At 58.7% G+C, this 17,553-nt stretch carries 15 protein-coding genes and 1 riboswitch; of the genes, 4 read left to right on the forward strand and 11 right to left on the reverse strand.

The features are described 5' to 3' along the window. Positions 1–125 precede the first annotated feature (125 nt). From araD to araB, 3 genes are read right to left on the reverse strand one after another with little or no spacing between them, the layout of a single operon-like run. On the reverse strand, positions 126–821 hold the full coding sequence (gene araD, locus GNG26_RS03300) for an L-ribulose-5-phosphate 4-epimerase (protein WP_156237796.1): 696 nt from the start codon (positions 819–821) through the stop codon (positions 126–128). Between the two features lie 51 nt (positions 822–872). Continuing rightward, positions 873–2,375: an L-arabinose isomerase gene (gene araA / locus GNG26_RS03305; protein WP_103823226.1), complete on the reverse strand. Its 1,503-nt coding sequence runs from the start codon at positions 2,373–2,375 to the stop codon at positions 873–875. Between the two features lie 10 nt (positions 2,376–2,385). Continuing rightward, entirely contained in the window at positions 2,386–4,095 is a 1,710-nt protein-coding gene (gene araB / locus GNG26_RS03310; RefSeq protein WP_103823227.1) for a ribulokinase, read from the reverse strand. A 335-nt stretch (positions 4,096–4,430) separates the two neighbouring features. Between araB and araC the strand changes: the two genes are divergently transcribed. After that, positions 4,431–5,276, forward strand: a complete 846-nt coding sequence (gene araC / locus GNG26_RS03315) for an arabinose operon transcriptional regulator AraC (protein ID WP_103823228.1) — start codon at positions 4,431–4,433, stop codon at positions 5,274–5,276. 129 nt (positions 5,277–5,405) lie between these two features. Beyond that, on the forward strand, positions 5,406–6,173 hold the full coding sequence (locus GNG26_RS03320) for a DedA family protein (RefSeq protein WP_156237798.1): 768 nt from the start codon (positions 5,406–5,408) through the stop codon (positions 6,171–6,173). 6 nt (positions 6,174–6,179) lie between these two features. Here GNG26_RS03320 and thiQ read toward each other — a convergent pair whose 3' ends face one another. The 4 genes from thiQ to sgrR all read right to left on the reverse strand — a co-directional run bounded on the left by thiQ (position 6,180) and on the right by sgrR (position 11,254). Beyond that, a complete protein-coding gene (gene thiQ / locus GNG26_RS03325) occupies positions 6,180–6,875 on the reverse strand; it encodes a thiamine ABC transporter ATP-binding protein ThiQ (protein ID WP_103823230.1) in 696 nt (231 codons plus the stop codon). Continuing rightward, the gene (thiP, locus tag GNG26_RS03330) at positions 6,859–8,469 is read right to left on the reverse strand and encodes a thiamine/thiamine pyrophosphate ABC transporter permease ThiP (protein ID WP_103823231.1); all 1,611 of its coding nucleotides are present in this window, start codon (positions 8,467–8,469) and stop codon (positions 6,859–6,861) included. The genes thiQ and thiP overlap by 17 nt, the downstream gene beginning before the upstream one ends. After that, positions 8,445–9,428 (reverse strand): thiamine ABC transporter substrate binding subunit, encoded by a 984-nt coding sequence (gene thiB / locus GNG26_RS03335; RefSeq protein ID WP_156237800.1) that lies wholly within the window; start codon positions 9,426–9,428, stop codon positions 8,445–8,447. Before thiB ends, thiP begins: the two co-directional genes overlap by 25 nt. A 34-nt stretch (positions 9,429–9,462) precedes the next feature. Further along, positions 9,463–9,562, reverse strand: a riboswitch (TPP riboswitch). Between the two features lie 36 nt (positions 9,563–9,598). Beyond that, positions 9,599–11,254, reverse strand: coding sequence for an HTH-type transcriptional regulator SgrR (gene sgrR, locus GNG26_RS03340; RefSeq protein WP_156237802.1), 1,656 nt, complete (start codon positions 11,252–11,254; stop codon positions 9,599–9,601). An 87-nt stretch (positions 11,255–11,341) separates the two neighbouring features. On the opposite strand from sgrR, the gene sgrT reads away from it, so the two are divergent. Together sgrT and GNG26_RS03350 are read left to right on the forward strand one after the other, a co-directional pair. Continuing rightward, a complete protein-coding gene (sgrT, locus tag GNG26_RS03345; protein ID WP_103178252.1) occupies positions 11,342–11,494 on the forward strand; it encodes a glucose uptake inhibitor SgrT in 153 nt (50 codons plus the stop codon). 102 nt (positions 11,495–11,596) lie between these two features. Further along, positions 11,597–12,775 (forward strand): sugar efflux transporter, encoded by a 1,179-nt coding sequence (locus GNG26_RS03350; RefSeq protein WP_156237804.1) that lies wholly within the window; start codon positions 11,597–11,599, stop codon positions 12,773–12,775. 55 nt (positions 12,776–12,830) lie between these two features. Here GNG26_RS03350 and leuD read toward each other — a convergent pair whose 3' ends face one another. The 4 genes from leuD to leuA are packed head-to-tail and all read right to left on the reverse strand — an operon-like array spanning position 12,831 to position 17,512. Beyond that, positions 12,831–13,436: a 3-isopropylmalate dehydratase small subunit gene (gene leuD / locus GNG26_RS03355; RefSeq protein ID WP_114315903.1), complete on the reverse strand. Its 606-nt coding sequence runs from the start codon at positions 13,434–13,436 to the stop codon at positions 12,831–12,833. A gap of 10 nt (positions 13,437–13,446) precedes the next feature. Further along, positions 13,447–14,847 (reverse strand): 3-isopropylmalate dehydratase large subunit, encoded by a 1,401-nt coding sequence (leuC, locus tag GNG26_RS03360; protein WP_103823236.1) that lies wholly within the window; start codon positions 14,845–14,847, stop codon positions 13,447–13,449. A 2-nt stretch (positions 14,848–14,849) separates the two neighbouring features. Then, a complete protein-coding gene (gene leuB, locus GNG26_RS03365; protein ID WP_103823237.1) occupies positions 14,850–15,941 on the reverse strand; it encodes a 3-isopropylmalate dehydrogenase in 1,092 nt (363 codons plus the stop codon). Continuing rightward, on the reverse strand, positions 15,941–17,512 hold the full coding sequence (gene leuA / locus GNG26_RS03370; protein WP_103823238.1) for a 2-isopropylmalate synthase: 1,572 nt from the start codon (positions 17,510–17,512) through the stop codon (positions 15,941–15,943). Before leuA ends, leuB begins: the two co-directional genes overlap by 1 nt. Positions 17,513–17,553 lie beyond the last annotated feature (41 nt).

The following is a 17,553-nucleotide window of genomic DNA, read 5'->3' on the forward strand; positions in this document are numbered from 1 at the left end:
TGATTATAGCCTGGTTAAGGTTGTTTTGCTGGGGTTTTATACAGGTGTGCTTTGCCGGATGGCGCTGCGCTTATCCGGCCTGGGAGACCTGTAGGCCCGGTAAGCGTAGCGCCACCGGGCGGGTTTTACTGCCCGTAATAGGCTTTCGCGCCGTGCTTACGCAGATAGTGTTTATCCAGCAACGTCTGCTGCATATCCGGCAGCTGCGGCGCCAGCTGGCGGCAGAAGATGCCCATATAGGCCACCTCTTCCAGCACAATAGCGTTATGCACCGCATCTTCGGCATTTTTACCCCACGCAAACGGGCCGTGAGAGTGAACCAGCACCCCCGGCATCTGTGCGGCGTCGATACCCTGTTTCTCGAAGGTTTCAACAATCACGTTGCCGGTCTCCCACTCATACTCGCCGTTGATCTCGGCATCGGTCATCTTGCGGGTGCAGGGGATGGTGCCATAGAAATAGTCGGCGTGGGTGGTGCCGGTCGCCGGGATCGGCTGGCCTGCCTGCGCCCAGATAGTGGCGTGACGGGAGTGGGTGTGGACGATGCCGCCGATAGACGGGAAGGCCTGATAGAGCAGGCGATGCGTTGGCGTATCGGAAGAAGGCTTTTTCTTCCCTTCAACCACTTCACCGGTGGCGATGCTCACTACCACCATATCCTCGGCGGTCATCACCCGGTAGTCGACGCCGGACGGTTTAATGACGAACACGCCTGTTTCGCGGTCCACGGCACTGACGTTGCCCCAGGTCAGGGTAACGAGATTATGTTCCGGCAGGGCGAGGTTGGCTTCAAGCACCTGACGTTTGAGATCTTCCAGCATGTATCCTCCAGGAAAAAAGGCCCGCCCTGCGGCAGGCCAAAGGTTCCCCTGTTAACGTTTTGAACCGTAGTAGACTTCGTTCCAGCGCAGCGCATCTTTAAAGGCTGGCAGACGGGTGTCGTTATCAATGACCGTCAGTTCGATGTCGTGCAGTTCCGCGAACTGACGCATGTCGTTGAGATCCAGCGCATGGCTGAAGACGGTATGGTGCGCGCCACCTGCTACGATCCAGGCTTCGGAAGCAGTTGCCAGATCCGGCTGGGCTTTCCACAGGGCATTCGCCACCGGCAGTTTTGGCAGGGCGTGAGGCGTTTCAACGGCGTCGACGCAGTTCACCAGCAGGCGGAAACGATCGCCCAGATCGATCAGGCTGGCGTTAATGGCCGGGCCGGTACGGGTGTTGAAGATCAGACGCGCTGGATCGGCTTTGCCGCCGATGCCGAGATGCTGAACGTCGAGGATCGGTTTTTCATCCACGGCGATAGACGGGCAGACTTCCAGCATGTGCGAACCCAGCACCAGATCGTTACCGTTCTCGAAGTGGTAGGTGTAATCCTCCATAAAGGAGGTGCCGCCCTGCAGACCGGTCGACATCACTTTCATGATGCGTAGCAGAGCGGCAGTTTTCCAGTCGCCTTCACCGGCAAAGCCGTAGCCCTGCTGCATCAGACGTTGTACCGCCAGGCCCGGAAGCTGCTTCAGGCCGTGAAGATCTTCAAAGGTGGTGGTAAAGGCATGGAAGCCGCCCTGTTCCAGGAAGCGTTTCATGCCCAGCTCGATACGGGCTGCATCCAGCACGTTCTGGCGCTTATCACCATTCACCTGTGCCGCCGCCGTCAGGCGATAGCTGCTTTCGTACTCATCCACCAGCGCATTGACGTCGCCATCGCTGATTTCATTGACGACCTGCACCAGATCGCCCACCGCCCAGGTGTTGACGGAAAAACCAAACTTGATCTGCGCGGCCACTTTATCGCCGTCCGTTACCGCCACTTCACGCATGTTGTCACCGAAGCGCACCACTTTCAGCTGACGGGTATCCTGCTTCGATACGGCCTGGCGCATCCAGGAACCAATCCGCTGGTGCGCCTGCTTGTCCTGCCAGTGGCCAGTGACGACAGCATGCTGCTGGCGCATACGCGCGCCGATGAAGCCGAACTCACGGCCGCCGTGCGCGGTCTGGTTCAGGTTCATAAAGTCCATATCAATGCTGTCCCATGGCAGCGCCGCGTTGAACTGCGTATGGAACTGCAACAGCGGTTTGTTGAGGATGGAGAGGCCGTTGATCCACATCTTGGCCGGAGAGAAGGTGTGCAGCCACACCACCAGACCCGCGCATTTATCGTCGTAGTTAGCATCGCGACAGATATGGGTAATTTCATCCGGGGAGGTGCCCAGCGGCTTCAGCACCAGCTTGCACGGCAATTTTGCTTCCGCATTCAGGGCGTTTACGACATGTTCTGCGTGTTGAGTCACCTGGCGCAGGGCTTCCGGCCCATAAAGATGCTGGCTACCAATCACAAACCACACTTCATAATTATTAAAAATCGTCATTATCGTGTCCTTAATGTGTCAGGGTTGCCGTAGATTCCGGGATGTTCTTAACCGGGGCGGCGACAGGGAGATAGTGCTGCTCAGCGCTCTTCGCCCACTGCTGGTAGCGCTGATAAAGCTGTTCAAAACGTTGCGCCTGCTGCGTGCGCGGCTGCAGGGTGCTTTCCACCTTGCTCGCCATATGCTGCTGCGCTGTCGGGATGTCGGTGTGTACGCCCGCCGCCACCGCCGCGAAGATCGCCGCGCCCAGGGCACAGCACTGATCCGAGGCGACAATTTGCAGCGGACGGTTCAGCACGTCGCAGCAGGCCTGCATGATCACCGGGTTCTTACGGGCGATACCGCCCAGCGCCATCACCTCATTGACGGCGATCCCCTGTTCGGTAAAGCACTCCATAATGGCGCGCGCGCCAAAGGCGGTAGCCGCTACCAGCCCGCCAAACAGCGCCGGGGCGTCGGTGGCGAGATTCAGATCGGTAATCACCCCTTTCAGACGCTGGTTGGCATTTGGCGTACGGCGGCCGTTAAACCAGTCGAGAACGACCGGAAGATGATCGAGGGAAGGATTCTTCGCCCAGGCGTCGGTCAACTGCGGCAGCAGCTGTTTTTTGCTCTCTGTGATCTGGGTTTTCAGTTCCGGATGGGCGGCGGCCAGCTGATCCAGCGGCCAGCCCAGCACGCGGCCAAACCAGGCGTAGATGTCGCCAAAGGCGGACTGACCCGCTTCCAGCCCGATAAAGTCAGGTACCACGCTGCCGTCAACCTGGCCGCAGATGCCTTTCACGGCGCGATCGCCGACGCTGGCTTTATCCGCGGTCAGGATGTCGCAGGTGGAGGTGCCGATCACTTTCACCAGCGTGTTGGGCTGTGCGCCCGCGCCGACCGCGCCCATATGGCAGTCAAAAGCGCCGCCGGAAATGGCCACCGTCTGAGGCAGGCCCAGGCGTTCCGCCCACTCGGCGCAGAGCGTGCCGACCGGGATATCAGCGGTCCAGGTATCGGTAAAGAGCGGGTAGTCGAGGTTCTGGTTGATGATGGGGTCGAGTTCGTCAAAGAAGGCGGCAGGCGGCAGGCCACCCCAGCTTTCATGCCAGAGGGATTTGTGCCCGGCGCTACAGCGACCGCGACGGATATCCTGCGGACGAGTGGTGCCGGAGAGCAGGGCCGGAACCCAGTCACACAGCTCAATCCAGGAGACTGCCGCTTTTGCCACCTGCGGATCCTGACGGGTAACGTGCAGGATCTTCGCCCAGAACCACTCGCTGGAGTAAATGCCGCCGATGTAGCGGGAGTAGTCGTTTTTGCCTGGCTGATGGCACAAACGGGTGATGGCTTCGGCTTCTTCCACCGCGGTATGGTCTTTCCACAGCACAAACATGGCGTTCGGGTTATCGGCGAACGCCGGATGCAGCGCCAGAACGTGACCATCGGCGTCAATTGGCGCCGGGGTAGAGCCGGTGCTGTCCACGCCAATCCCGACGATCTGAGCGCGCTGCGCCTCGCTTAACTCCGCCAGTACGGTTTTGATTGCCGCTTCCATCGACTCGATATAGTCACGTGGATGATGGCGGAACTGATTGTTTGGCGCATCGCAATAGCGCCCCTCTTGCCAGCGCGGATACCACTCGACGCTGGTTGCTATCTCCTGACCCGTAGTGCATTCCACTGCCAGGGCGCGTACTGAGTCACTGCCAAAATCGAGGCCAATCGCAATTGCCATGGTGTTGCTCCATCAAAAAACAGATATGAATGAACATTAGAGAGTGAGGGGGAAAATCGTCAGGCGGGATCCGCTAATCTTATGGATGATTTTGCTGTGACATGGGAAAGTGTGACGCCGAGCAAATAATCCATGTGGACATTTCTGCCGTGGTTATAGACACTTTTGTTACCGCCGACCCGCTCGATGTTACGGATAAATCGCAACGGAAGCGTTATGATGGCGGATCTGAAAGCGGGCTGATACCTTTTCGATCTTTGTGTAGCCCGTTTTTATGCCGCTTTTGATGATATGGACAAATGGTTTCCTTCAGGACTGCCAGGAGGACTGAAAATATGGCTGAAACGCAAAGCGATCCGCTGCTGCCGGGCTACTCGTTTAACGCGCATCTGGTGGCGGGACTGACGCCCATTGAGGCTGACGGCTATCTCGATTTTTACGTTGATCGACCGCTGGGGATGAAGGGCTATATCCTCAACCTGACCGTGCGCGGAGAGGGGGTGATCAAGAATGGCGATCAGACCTTCGTCTGCCGTCCGGGCGATATTCTGCTCTTCCCGCCGGGTGAAATTCATCACTATGGCCGTCATCCCGATGCCCGGGAGTGGTATCACCAGTGGGTCTACTTCCGTCCGCGCGCTTACTGGCAGGAGTGGCTGGCCTGGCCGTCGATGTTTGCCCATACCGGCTTTTATCGCCCGGATGAAGCGCATCAGCCGCAGTTTCGGGAACTGTTTGCCCAGATCATCGAGGCCGGACAGGGCGGGGGACGCTATGCCGAGCTGCTGGCTATCAACCTGCTGGAACAGCTGCTGCTGCGCCGGATGGAGGCGATCAATGAATCGCTCAACCCGCCGCTGGATCACCGGGTGCGCGAAGCCTGTCAGTACATCAGCGACCATCTGGCGGACAGCCAGTTTGATATCGCCAGCGTCGCCCAGCATGTCTGCCTGTCGCCGTCGCGTCTGTCGCACCTGTTCCGCCAGCAGCTGGGGGTGAGCGTGCTGAGCTGGCGCGAGGATCAGCGCATCAGCCAGGCCAAGCTGCTGCTCAGCACCACCCGCATGCCGATTGCCACCGTCGGGCGCAACGTCGGCTTTGAGGATCAGCTCTACTTTTCCCGGGTCTTTAAAAAATGCACTGGCGCCAGCCCCAGCGAATTTCGCGCAGGGTGTGAATAGAAAGTAAATAAAACTAAACAAGTTCGCTGAATGTCGTTCACACCCGGTAAACTATTCAGACAATTGTTGTCTTGACGCAGCAGGGCGCTCTTCGCAGAATCCCTGCTTCGCCACCTGACCGGAACTGTTATGCAGGCATTGCTGGAACATTTTATTACCCAGTCCGTTACCTATTCGCTCGTCGCCGTCGCGCTCGTGGCCTTCCTGGAATCTCTGGCGCTGGTTGGACTGATCCTGCCCGGCACGGTGATGATGACCGGGCTCGGCGCGCTGATTGGCAGTGGCGAGGTTAACTTCTGGCAGGCGTGGCTGGCGGGGATCGTCGGCTGTCTGCTGGGCGACTGGATCTCATTCTGGCTGGGCTGGCGCTTTAAAAAGCCGCTGCACCGCTGGTCATTCATGAAAAAGAACAAAGCCCTGCTCGATAAAACCAAGCATGCCCTGCATCAACACAGCATGTTTACCATTCTGGTGGGACGCTTTGTTGGCCCGACGCGCCCGCTGGTGCCGATGGTGGCGGGGATGCTGGATCTGCCGGTGGCGAAATTTATCGTGCCGAACCTGATTGGCTGCCTGTTCTGGCCGCCCATCTACTTCCTGCCGGGTATCCTGGCCGGCGCGGCAATCGATATCCCTGCTGGTGTGCAGAGCGGCGGCTTCCGTTGGCTGCTGCTGGCGACCGCGCTGCTGCTGTGGCTGGCGGCCTGGCTCTGCTGGCGGCTGTGGCGCAGCGGGAAAGCCTCCTCGGATCGCCTCAGCCGCTATCTGCCGCGTGGACGCTTATTCTGGCTGGCCCCCGTCACCCTGGGCGTGGCGCTGGTGGCACTGGTGATGCTGGTACGTCACCCGCTGATGCCGGTGTATGGTGAGATCCTGCTTAAGGTTGTCAGCCGCTGATCGGCGTCAGTGGATCCCCAGCAGGCGCGACGCGCTCGCGTTTCCGCTTGCCAGCTGTTCCGTATCGCCATCCCAGGCGATACGGCCATCGGCAATTACCACCGACCGGGGGGCGATTCTGAGCGCATCTTCCACGCTGTGCGACACCATCAGCATCGTCAGGTTCTGACGTTCACATACCTCTTTAACCAGCAGCAACATCTCCTGACGTAAGGCGGGATCGAGTGCCGAAAAGGGCTCGTCCAGCAGCAGGACAGGCTGTTCACGCACCAGACAGCGCGCCAGCGCGACGCGCTGGCGCTGACCGCCCGACAGCTCACCCGGCAGCCGTTCCAGCAGATCGCCGATCCCCATCTGCAGCGCGATGTCGCTTAGCTTCTGCTGTTGCACAGCATTCAGTCTGAGACCGGGATGCATGCCCAGACCAATGTTCTGGCGCACGTTCAGGTGAGTGAAGAGATTGTTTTCCTGAAACAGCATCGACACCGGGCGCGCAGCAGGCGGCGTACGGGTGTGATCGTGACCGTTAAGGGTGATGCTGCCGTTTGCCGGTTGCAGAAAACCGGCGATCAGATTGAGAAGGGTGCTTTTCCCGGCGCCGCTGGGGCCGAGTACGGCGATAAGTTCGCCCCGGCGCACGGACAAGGTGAAGCGCATCGGCAGGTGCTGATAAAGCCAGGTTACATCAGTCAGTTTTAACATCACGCCCCGGTAGTTTTTCGATAACGGTAAATAACGCAAAGCAGAGCAGCAGCAGCAGCAGCGCCGTGACGGCCCCGTCCTGGCTGCGATACGAGCCGATCTGCTGATAGAGCCAGAACGGCAGGGTGCGGAAATCATCATTGCCAAACAGCGCCACCACCCCGAAATCGCCGATCGACAGTACGCAGGCAAAGGCCAGCGCCTGGGCCAGCGGGCGCTTCAGGGCGCGCAGCTCTACCACCTTCAGCCGCTGCCAGCCGTGCATTCCCAGCGAGTCGCAAAGCAGGGTATAGCGGGCGCTGAGGTCGCGCATCGGATTTTCCAGCACTTTCAGCGCATACGGAATCGCCATCAGGGCGTTGGTGAAGATGACAATGCCATCGGCCGATTCGGGCAGGCCAACGGTGCTGTTGAACAGCAGGAAAAAGCCGCTCGCCAGCACGATACCGGGCATCGCCAGGATCAGCATGCCGCTGAGATCCAGCGCCTGCGCGGCCACCGTCGCCTGCCGGGCATAGAGCTCCCGGCTGCTCCACAGCAGCATCATGGTCAGCAGAACGCAGAGCAGCCCGGCGCCCAGCGCAATGCGCAGCGAAGTGCCCAGCGCCTGCCACAGTACCGGCTGTTGCAGCACCGACAGCAAATTCAGGTTCAGGCCATCGACCACGACCGCCAGCAGCGGTGGGATCAACAGCAGCAGCGCCAGGGTAATAAGCAGGCCATCGGTCAGGCGGCTGCGCAGGCTATCCTGCGGATCGCGCCAGCCAGCAAGCTGGCTGGTGCCGACGGGGATAGCTTTCCCCAGCCGCTGGCTCAGCATCACCAGCCCCAGGCAGCAGACCATCTGCACCATCGCCAGCAGGGCTGCCCGGCCCGGATCGTAGTCGTAGCTCAGGGCCTGATAGATAGCGAGCTCGATGGTGGTGGCCTGCGGCCCGCCGCCGAGCGAGAGCACGGTGGCGAAGCTGGCAAAGCAGAGCATAAAGATCAGCGCGGCGACGGGCGGGATCTGGCGGCGCAGCCACGGCCACTCGACGAAGCGGAAAAATGACCCGCCGCGCATCCCGAGCTGGGCGGCAAGCTGACGCTGTTCGCCGGGGATATTCTCCAGCGCCTGTAAGAGCAGGCGCGTTGCCATCGGCATGTTGAAAAAAACGTGCGCCAGCAGGATCCCCTGCAGGCCATAGGGCGAGAAGCTCCACTCCAGCCCGAGCGCCTGGAATAGCGCGGCCAGCCACCCCTGACGCCCGTAAACGCTGAGAATGCCAAATACCGCCACCAGCACCGGCAGGATCAGGGTCATGGCGCACAGGCGCAGCAGCGCCTGCCTGCCCGGGAAGCGACGCCGGTAGAGCGCGCGGGCAAGAAATATCGCGGGCACGACGGAGAGCAGGGCGGAGAGAAACGCCTGCCAGAACGAGAAGCGGATGACGTGCCACAGATAGCTGTCGTGCAGCAGCGCCGCGACATCGGTGGCTGGCGCGTTAAACCACAGCGCCAGAAATGCGCCCAGGGCGACCGCCACCATCAGCGTGGCGGCCAGCAGCCCCGGCAGCAACCAGCCGGCGATTAACGGCTGACGGCGCGTTGCCATTCATTGATCCATGCTGCACGTTTCCCGGCCACTTCTTGCGGGGTAAATTCCAGCGTGGTTTGCGGTTTCACCAGAGTGTCAAAACCTGCCGGTAACGTCACATTGGTCACCGGGTACATCCAGTTGCCAGTCGGGATGGCATTCTGGAACGACGGCGAGACCATAAATTTCAGGAACTTCTCAGCCAGCTCCGGCTGTTTGCTGGCTGCGGTCCGGGCGGCGACCTCAACCTGCAGATAGTGGCCTTCAGCAAAGTCAGCGGCGGCGTAGTTCTCTTTTTTCTCGGCAATGATGTGGTACGCCGGGGAGGTGGTGTAGCTCAGCACCAGATCGCTCTCCCCTTTCAGGAACAGGCCATAGGCTTCGCTCCAGCCTTTGGTCACGGTGACCGTTTTGGCGGCCAGTTTCTGCCAGGCTTCCGGGGTCTTGTCGCCGTAGACCTTTTGCATCCACAGCAGCAGACCCAGCCCCGGGGTGCTGGTGCGCGGATCTTCGTAGATCACACGCCATTTCTGGTCGCTTTCAACCAGCTCTTTCAGGCTCTTTGGCGGATTTTTCAGCTTGTTTTTGTCGTAGACGAAGGCGAAATAGCCGTAATCGAAAGGCACAAAGGTGTCGTTCTTCCAGCCGCCTGGGACGTTAACCGCATCGGTCGGCACGCCGCTTTTAGCGAACAACCCGGTCTGGGTGGCCGCTTCCAGCAGATTGTTATCCAGCCCCAGCACCACGTCGGCTTTGCTGTTTTTGCCTTCCATGCGCAGGCGGTTCAGCAGCGAGACGCCATCCTCCAGCGCCACGAACTTCAGCTCGCACTTGCAGTCGGCTTCAAAGGCTTTTTTGACCGCCGGGCCCGGGCCCCAGTCGGCAGCGAAAGAGTCGTAGGTGTAGACCGTCAGGACAGGACTGGCCACGGCAGGCAGCGCAACCAGCGCCAACAGGGGAAGAACAGTTTTGAACACTTTGCACCTCATTGTTTGAGAGTGGCAAAGGATTTTGAGTAACAGCCTCAAATCCCTTCGCCGGCGTTATCCGGATCAGGTTCGACGGGTATTTTCTCAGCACACGCTTTCGCGCAGCACCCCGTTGAGAACGGCGGTATTGTAATGATTTGGTGAATATTACGAAAGTGTTATGGTTCCGGTGGCGCAAACCACGCCGATTTAAAATCAAACCACCCCAGCGTATTCATGCGCAAGCCGCGCATACTGCGCTGGCCCTGGATCATCAGCCAGTGGTGGATCAGCGGGACGATCGCCTGCTGGGCGAGCAACTGCTGGCACCAGACCGCAAGATTCATCTCACCCGCGCGCCACTCGGCGGCGTCCTGTTGCCAGTCGCGCTCAATACAGTTTTGCAGAAGCGGCACCTCATAGAGATGTGAGAACAGCGAGAAATCCAGCGGCAGGGTGAAGTTAACGCTGTTGAGCCAGATGTCGCTCACGATCTCTCCGCGATGCCACTCCTCATAGCTGACCTCCTGAATGTTCAGCGTTACCTGCTCGGCGGCCAGCAGTTCGCTCATCATCCTGGCGATCACCCGGTGTTCAATATGCTCGCGGTAGAAGGTCAGGGTGAGGCTCTCCAGCCCGGCTGGTTTATCGCCGCGTCCCGGACGGGCATGGTGCCAGCGCGGCAGCAGGCCATACGCCGGGAACCAGTAGGACTGATACACTTCCTCAGCCTGGTAGATCAGGTTCGCCGGGGAGAGGATCCGGCTTACCCACTGGCGGACCTCTGCGCTGGCCCCGCGGTGAGAGCGGGCGTCAAACAGCAGATAATAACAGCCCTCTTCAAGCCGACTTTCCACCGCCTTTTCTCCCTCGGTGGGCCCTTCCAGGGTCAGGCCGACGCTCAGCTCTTCGTTAATATCCGGCAACACCCAGACGTTCACCTCGTCAATCAGCGCCCGGTAGCCGAAGTAATCGTCGAAGGCGCGGATCTTCAGCTGGTTGTTGTTATTACGGGAAACGGCATATGGCCCGGTACCTACCGGCAGGCTGGCAAAGTTGTGCATCGTTTCCCACTCCCGCGGCAGGATCATCGACGGCACATACCCCAGCAGCCACGGCAGCCAGCGGTCGGGCTGCGTAAGCTGAATATCGAGCGTCCAGGCGGTGGGTGACTGGACCTGGCTGATGTGTGAATAGAGGGGCAATTCGCGGGCACGCTGCAGGGTGGCAATGACGTCGGCCATCTCCAGCTCGCGTCCATGGTGGAAATGGATGCCAGGCCGCAAGAAAAAGCGCCAGTGCAACGGGGAAAGTTGCTGCCAGTGGTGGGCAATGTCAGCTTCCAGTTCCCCATTTTCCTCATTTATGCGCGTCAGCCCGCTAAAGATCTGGCGCGCCATATGGGTTTCGGAGCGCCGTAATGCGCTGCCCGGCAACAGGTTTTTCATCGGGCGATAATAGAGTACCCGCAGGATGTGCTTGCCCTGGCGGAAGCTGCGGCCCAGGTGGGAAACCAGCATCTGACGCACCGCGGCTTTATCGCCGACCAGCTGCACCAGCTGTTCGATGCGGTCCTGTTCCAGCAGATCCTCCGCCCGCTGCTGCTGTAGCGCAAGGCCGGTATACAAAAAGGTGAGACGCGAGCGCTTGCCGCGCCCGGCCTCCGCTTCCCAGCTCAGCCAGCCCTGCTGCTGCATGGTATTAAGCAGGGTACGCATATGACGGCGCGAACAGTTGAGCAAGTCGGCCAGTTCGCTGAGCGTGGTCTCCCGGGTCTGGCCGTCACAGCACTGCCACAGGCGGATAAATTGTTGTTGCAGACGACCAGAGGGCATAAAAGGGGAACTCCTGACAAAAAATCAGCAATTTATTAATCCCTATATTAAGCCAATAATTCACTTCGATGAAGCGAGGAGGTAAATATGAAGAGGTCTGCCACAAATCAGTTTTACCAACAGTACTTCTCAGCGACAAAGGGAGTGTCCTGGCTGGCCCGCCGGTGTGCAGAGCAGCGGCTGAAAATACTGGAAGAGCTGATGCAGTGGGAGGTGACAACGTCGACCTCGGAACGCTGAATTGCTTCGATCATGTGTGACTGAGTATTGGTGCGAATCACCACGCCAGCAGGTATCATCTGCTGGCTTTTTTCGTTTTCTCGTGCGCTAAAGGAACAGTGAATGCTCTGGTTAATGACGATGGGACGCCGTCTAAACGGTGTGTATGCCGCTTTTTTGATGGTGGCTTTTATGATGGGCGTAGCCGGAGCACTGCAGGCGCCGACCCTGAGTCTGTTCCTGAGCCGCGAGGTGGGCGCCCAACCGTTCTGGGTGGGGCTGTTCTATACCGTCAACGCCGTCGCCGGGATCCTGGTCAGCCTGGGGCTGGCGAAGCGTTCGGACAGCCAGGGCGATCGCCGCAAGCTGATCCTTTTTTGCTGCGCGATGGCGATTGGCAACGCGCTGCTGTTTGCCTTTAACCGCCACTACCTGACCTTATTAACCTGCGGTGTGCTGTTGGCCTCAATTGCCAACACCGCCATGCCGCAGCTGTTTGCTCTGGCGCGGGAATATGCCGACAGCTCTGCGCGTGAGGTGGTGATGTTTAGCTCGGTGATGCGTGCGCAGCTTTCGCTGGCATGGGTCATCGGTCCGCCGCTGGCGTTTATGCTGGCGCTTAACTACGGCTTTACCACCATGTTCTCTATTGCGGCGGCCATTTTTGCCATCAGCCTGGCGCTGATCGCCTTCGCGCTGCCTTCTGTGGCCAGGGTGGAATCGGTGACCGCTGTTCCGGTGACGGAGGTAAGCGGCTGGAAAGACAAAAATGTCCGCAGGCTGTTTATCGCGTCCACGCTAATGTGGACCTGTAACACCATGTATATCATCGACATGCCGTTGTGGATCAGCAGCGATCTGGGGCTGCCAGACAAGCTGGCCGGGATCTTAATGGGGACTGCCGCCGGGCTGGAAATTCCGGCAATGATCCTTGCAGGTTATTACGTCAAACACGTCGGTAAACGGCGGATGATGGTGATCGCGGTGGCGGCGGGCGTGCTCTTTTATCTGGGCCTGATCCTCTTTCACAGCCGCGAGGCCTTGCTTGGCCTGCAACTCTTTAACGCGATCTTTATTGGCATCATCGCCGGGATTGGCATGCTCTGGTTCCAGGATCTGATGCCGGGCAGGGCGGGGTCGGCAACCACGCTGTTTACCAACAGTATCTCTACCGGCGTGATTCTGGCGGGGGTGATTCAGGGCGCGCTGGCGCAAAGCTACGGCCACTCTGTGGTTTACATGGTTATAGCAGGGATTTCGCTGGTGACGCTGGTGCTCACCTGGCGGGTAAAAGATGTCTGAATAAAAAAGAGTCCATTGACTGTGCAATGGACTCTTTAGCGTGAGGGCTAAGCGATTAGCCCATAAATGCTGGCTGCTTACTCTCGTAGGCAGCGATGGCCTCTTCGTGTTGCAGGGTCAGTCCGATGCTGTCCAGACCGTTAATCATGCAGTGACGGCGGAACGCGTCGATATTAAAGCTGTAGGTTTTATCCCCGGCTTTTACGACCTGCGCTTCCAGATCCACTTCAAAGGTCATGCCCGGGTTGCCCTGCACCAGCGTAAACAGTTCGTCGACCTGTTCATCACTCAACGTGACCGGCAGCAGCTGGTTGTTGAAGCTGTTGCCGTAGAAGATGTCGGCAAAGCTCGGGGCAATTACCACTTTGAAACCGTAATCGGTCAGCGCCCACGGCGCATGCTCGCGCGATGAGCCACAGCCGAAGTTTTCCCGCGCCAGCAGGATAGATGCGCCTTTGTACTCAGGAAAGTTCAGCACGAACTCCGGATTTGGCACTTCGCCTTTGTCGTCCAGAAAACGCCAGTCGTTAAACAGGTGCGCGCCAAAACCGGTGCGGGTTACCTTCTGCAAAAACTGCTTTGGAATGATGGCGTCGGTATCGACGTTAGCCGCGTCCAGAGGGACCACCAGGCCAGTATGTTGGGTAAATTTCTCTGCCATGATGGTCTCCTTATTTCAGGCTGCGAATATCGGCGAAGTGGCCAGTCACTGCGGCTGCCGCGGCCATCGCCGGGCTGACCAGATGCGTGCGCCCACCGCGCCCCTGACGACCTTCAAAGTTACGGTTGCTGGTGGAAGCGCAGCGCTCGCCAGGGTTCAGGCGGTCGTTATTCATCGCCAGACACATGGAGCAACCCGGCAGACGCCATTCAAAGCCTGCTTCAATGAAAATCTTATCCAGACCTTCAGCTTCCGCCTGCGCTTTGACCGGGCCGGAGCCTGGAACCACCAGCGCCTGCACGCCCGGCGCCACTTTACGGCCTTTCGCCACTTCTGCCGCGGCGCGCAGATCTTCGATGCGCGAGTTGGTGCAGGAGCCAATAAACACTTTATCAATGCTCACGTCGGTCAGCGGTACGCCCGGTTTCAGCCCCATATAGGCCAGCGCTTTCTCTGCGCTGGCGCGCTCAACCGGATCGGCGAACGAGGCCGGATCGGGAACGCTGTCGTTAACAGAGATAACCTGCCCCGGATTAGTGCCCCAGGTGACCTGCGGCGCAATCGCTTCGGCCTGCAGAGTGACCACGGTGTCGAATACCGCACCCTCGTCGGTTTTCAGGGTTTTCCAGTACGCGACCGCGTCGTCAAAATCCTGGCCTTTCGGCGCGTGCAAACGCCCCTTCACATAGTTAAAGGTCGTTTCGTCAGGCGCAACCAGACCGGCTTTCGCACCCATCTCAATGGCCATGTTGCACAGGGTCATACGGCCTTCCATGCTCAGGGCCTGGATTGCGCTGCCGCAGAACTCCACCACATGTCCGGTGCCGCCTGCGCTACCGGTTTTACCGATGATTGCCAGCACGATGTCTTTGGCAGTGATGCCCGGTGCGGCCTCGCCGGTGACCTCAATTTTCATGGTCTTCGCGCGACCCTGTTTCAGGGTCTGGGTCGCCAGCACATGTTCCACTTCGGAGGTGCCGATACCGAAGGCCAGCGCACCAAACGCGCCGTGGGTCGCGGTATGGGAGTCGCCGCAAACGATGGTCATGCCCGGCAGGGTGATACCTTGCTCAGGGCCCATCACGTGGACGATGCCCTGGTAAGGGTGGTTCAGATCGTACAGCTCAACGCCAAACTCGTTGCAGTTCTTGATCAGCTCCTGCATCTGAATGCGCGCCATCTCACCGGAGGCGTTGATGTCTTTAGTCTGGGTTGAAACGTTATGGTCCATCGTGGCGAAGGTTTTGCCCGGCTGACGCACCGGACGCTTGTGCGCGCGCAGGCCATCGAACGCCTGTGGCGAGGTCACTTCGTGCACCAGATGGCGATCGATATAGAGCAGCGGGGTTTCGTTCTGCGCTTCATAGACCACGTGAGCATCATAAATTTTTTCGTACAACGTCTTCGCCATGATTACACCCCTTCAGCGACATAGCGGGCAATGATATCGCCCATTTCTTCAGTACTGACCGCCGCGTTGCCGCGGGCTAAATCGCCGGTGCGCACACCCTCTTCCAGGGCGCGGTTGATGGCGTTTTCGATCGCGGTAGCCGCCTCGTTAGCATCCAGGCTGTAGCGCAAAAGCAGCGCCAGAGAGAGGATCTGCGCGATCGGGTTGGCGATGTTTTTACCCGCGATATCCGGTGCGGATCCGCCAGCCGGTTCGTACAGACCAAAACCTTCTTCGTTCAGGCTGGCGGATGGCAGCATTCCCATGGAGCCGGTGATCATCGCGCACTCGTCAGAGAGAATGTCCCCGAACAGGTTGGAACAGAGCAGGACGTCAAACTGGGACGGATCTTTAATCAGCTGCATGGTGGCATTGTCGATGTACATATGTGCCAGCTGAACGTCCGGGTACTCCTGAGCAATCTCGTTAACGATTTCGCGCCACAGGATGGAGGATTGCAGCACGTTAGCTTTATCAATAGAGGTCACTTTATGGCCGCGTTTGCGGGCAGATTCGAACGCGATACGGGCGATACGTTCGATCTCAAAACGGTGATACACCTCAGTATCAAACGCTTTTTCGTGCTGACCGCTGCCTTCGCGGCCTTTCGGCTGACCAAAGTAGATGCCGCCGGTCAACTCACGGACGCACAGAATGTCGAAGCCGTTGGCGGCGATATCGGCGCGCAGCGGGCAAAATTCTTCCAGCCCCTGGTACAGTTTGGCCGGGCGCAGGTTGCTGAAGAGCTTGAAATGTTTACGCAGTGGCAGCAGCGCCCCGCGCTCTGGCTGCTCGGCTGGTGGCAGGTGTTCCCATTTCGGGCCACCTACGGATCCGAACAGAACCGCGTCGGCATTCTCACAGCCGGTCACGGTTGCCTGCGGCAACGGCGTACCGTGGTTATCGATCGCGATACCGCCCACATCGTAGTGGCTGGTGGTAATTTTCATCGCAAAACGGGTGCGAACAGCGTCCAGCACCTTCAGCGCCTGTGCCATAACTTCGGGACCAATTCCGTCGCCCGGTAACACAGCAATATGGTAATTCTTCGACATTACACGGTTTCCTTATTGTTCTCTTTATTCTGAGCTTTGCGTTGCAACTCTTTTTCTACTTCTGCGGCGCGCCAGATATTGTTCAGGACGTGAACCATGGCTTTGGCGGAGGATTCGACGATATCGGTCGCCAGGCCCACGCCATGGAAGCGGCGGCCGTTATAGTTGACCACGATGTCTACCTGGCCCAGCGCGTTTTTGCCCTGGCCTTTCGCCGTCAGGTCATATTTGACCAGCTCAACGTCATATTCAGTGACGCGGTTAATGGCCTGGTAGATGGCATCGACCGGACCGTTGCCGTTGGCGGCTTCGGCTTTAACTTCTTCACCGCAGGCCAGCTTGACGGAGGCGGTCGCGATGTCGCTTGAACCCGACTGCACGCTGAAGTAGTCCAGACGGAAATGCTCTGGCTCTTCCTGCTGCTTGTTGATAAACGCCAGCGCTTCCAGGTCGTAGTCAAATACCTGGCCTTTTTTATCGGCCAGCTTCAGGAAGGCGTCGTACAGATGATCCATGTTGTAGTCGGTCTCTTTATAGCCCATCTCTTCCATGCGGTGTTTAACCGCCGCACGGCCAGAGCGGGAGGTCAGGTTCAGCTGCACCTGATTCAGACCGATCGATTCCGGCGTCATGATCTCGTAGTTTTCGCGGTTCTTCAGCACGCCGTCCTGGTGAATACCGGAGGAGTGAGCGAAGGCGCCAGTGCCCACAATCGCTTTGTTCGCCGGGATCGGCATGTTGCAGATCTGGCTGACGGTCTGGCTGGTGCGCCAGATCTCCTGGTGATTGATGCGGGTATGCACATTCATGATGTCCTTGCGCACCTTGATCGCCATGATCACCTCTTCCAGCGAACAGTTGCCCGCGCGCTCACCGATACCGTTCATGGCACCTTCAACCTGACGCGCCCCGGCGTGGACCGCGGCAATGGCATTGCCGACAGCCAGGCCTAAATCGTCGTGGGTGTGAACGGAGATAATCGCTTTATCAATATTCGGCACACGCTCATACAGCCCGGTAATGATATTGGAGAACTCAAACGGCATGGTGTAGCCGACGGTGTCCGGGATGTTGATGGTGGTGGCACCGGCACGGATGGCCGCTTCAACCACACGAGCCAAATCTTCAATTGGCGTACGGCCTGCGTCCTCACAGGAGAATTCAACGTCGTCGGTATAGTTGCGGGCGCGTTTCACCATATAGATGGAGCGCTCGATCACCTCATCCAGGGTGCTGCGCAGCTTGGTGGCGATATGCATCGGCGAGGTAGCAATAAAGGTGTGAATACGGAAGGCTTCGGCGACCTTCAGCGACTCGGCGGCCACGTCGATATCTTTCTCAACGCAGCGCGCCAGGGCGCACACACGGCTGTTTTTGACGGTGCGGGCGATAGTCTGAACAGATTCAAAATCACCTGGAGAAGAGACCGGGAAGCCCACTTCCATGACGTCTACGCCCATACGTTCAAGGGCCAGAGCAATCTGCAATTTCTCTTTAACGCTCAGGCTTGCCTGTAATGCCTGTTCACCGTCACGTAAGGTCGTATCGAAAATAATGACTTGCTGGCTCATGGGTTAGGTCCTTGTCTGAATTTGGGCGCCTTGCTACGAGC

The organism is Leclercia sp. J807, from assembly GCF_009734465.1.
Taxonomy (GTDB): domain Bacteria; phylum Pseudomonadota; class Gammaproteobacteria; order Enterobacterales; family Enterobacteriaceae; genus Enterobacter.

What these genes read in the sequence shown, in the direction of transcription:
- GNG26_RS03350 (WP_156237804.1), top strand. Translation starts at nt 11,597, where the DNA reads ATGCTCTGGTTAATGACGATGGGACGCCGTCTAAACGGTGTGTATGCC.
- araD (WP_156237796.1), bottom strand. Translation starts at nt 821, where the DNA reads ATGCTGGAAGATCTCAAACGTCAGGTGCTTGAAGCCAACCTCGCCCTG.
- thiP (WP_103823231.1), bottom strand. Translation starts at nt 8,469, where the DNA reads ATGGCAACGCGCCGTCAGCCGTTAATCGCCGGCTGGTTGCTGCCGGGG.
- leuC (WP_103823236.1), bottom strand. Translation starts at nt 14,847, where the DNA reads ATGGCGAAGACGTTGTACGAAAAAATTTATGATGCTCACGTGGTCTAT.
- leuB (WP_103823237.1), bottom strand. Translation starts at nt 15,941, where the DNA reads ATGTCGAAGAATTACCATATTGCTGTGTTACCGGGCGACGGAATTGGT.
- sgrR (WP_156237802.1), bottom strand. Translation starts at nt 11,254, where the DNA reads ATGCCCTCTGGTCGTCTGCAACAACAATTTATCCGCCTGTGGCAGTGC.
- leuD (WP_114315903.1), bottom strand. Translation starts at nt 13,436, where the DNA reads ATGGCAGAGAAATTTACCCAACATACTGGCCTGGTGGTCCCTCTGGAC.
- araA (WP_103823226.1), bottom strand. Translation starts at nt 2,375, where the DNA reads ATGACGATTTTTAATAATTATGAAGTGTGGTTTGTGATTGGTAGCCAG.
- thiQ (WP_103823230.1), bottom strand. Translation starts at nt 6,875, where the DNA reads ATGTTAAAACTGACTGATGTAACCTGGCTTTATCAGCACCTGCCGATG.
- leuA (WP_103823238.1), bottom strand. Translation starts at nt 17,512, where the DNA reads ATGAGCCAGCAAGTCATTATTTTCGATACGACCTTACGTGACGGTGAA.
- araB (WP_103823227.1), bottom strand. Translation starts at nt 4,095, where the DNA reads ATGGCAATTGCGATTGGCCTCGATTTTGGCAGTGACTCAGTACGCGCC.
- araC (WP_103823228.1), top strand. Translation starts at nt 4,431, where the DNA reads ATGGCTGAAACGCAAAGCGATCCGCTGCTGCCGGGCTACTCGTTTAAC.
- GNG26_RS03320 (WP_156237798.1), top strand. Translation starts at nt 5,406, where the DNA reads ATGCAGGCATTGCTGGAACATTTTATTACCCAGTCCGTTACCTATTCG.
- sgrT (WP_103178252.1), top strand. Translation starts at nt 11,342, where the DNA reads ATGAAGAGGTCTGCCACAAATCAGTTTTACCAACAGTACTTCTCAGCG.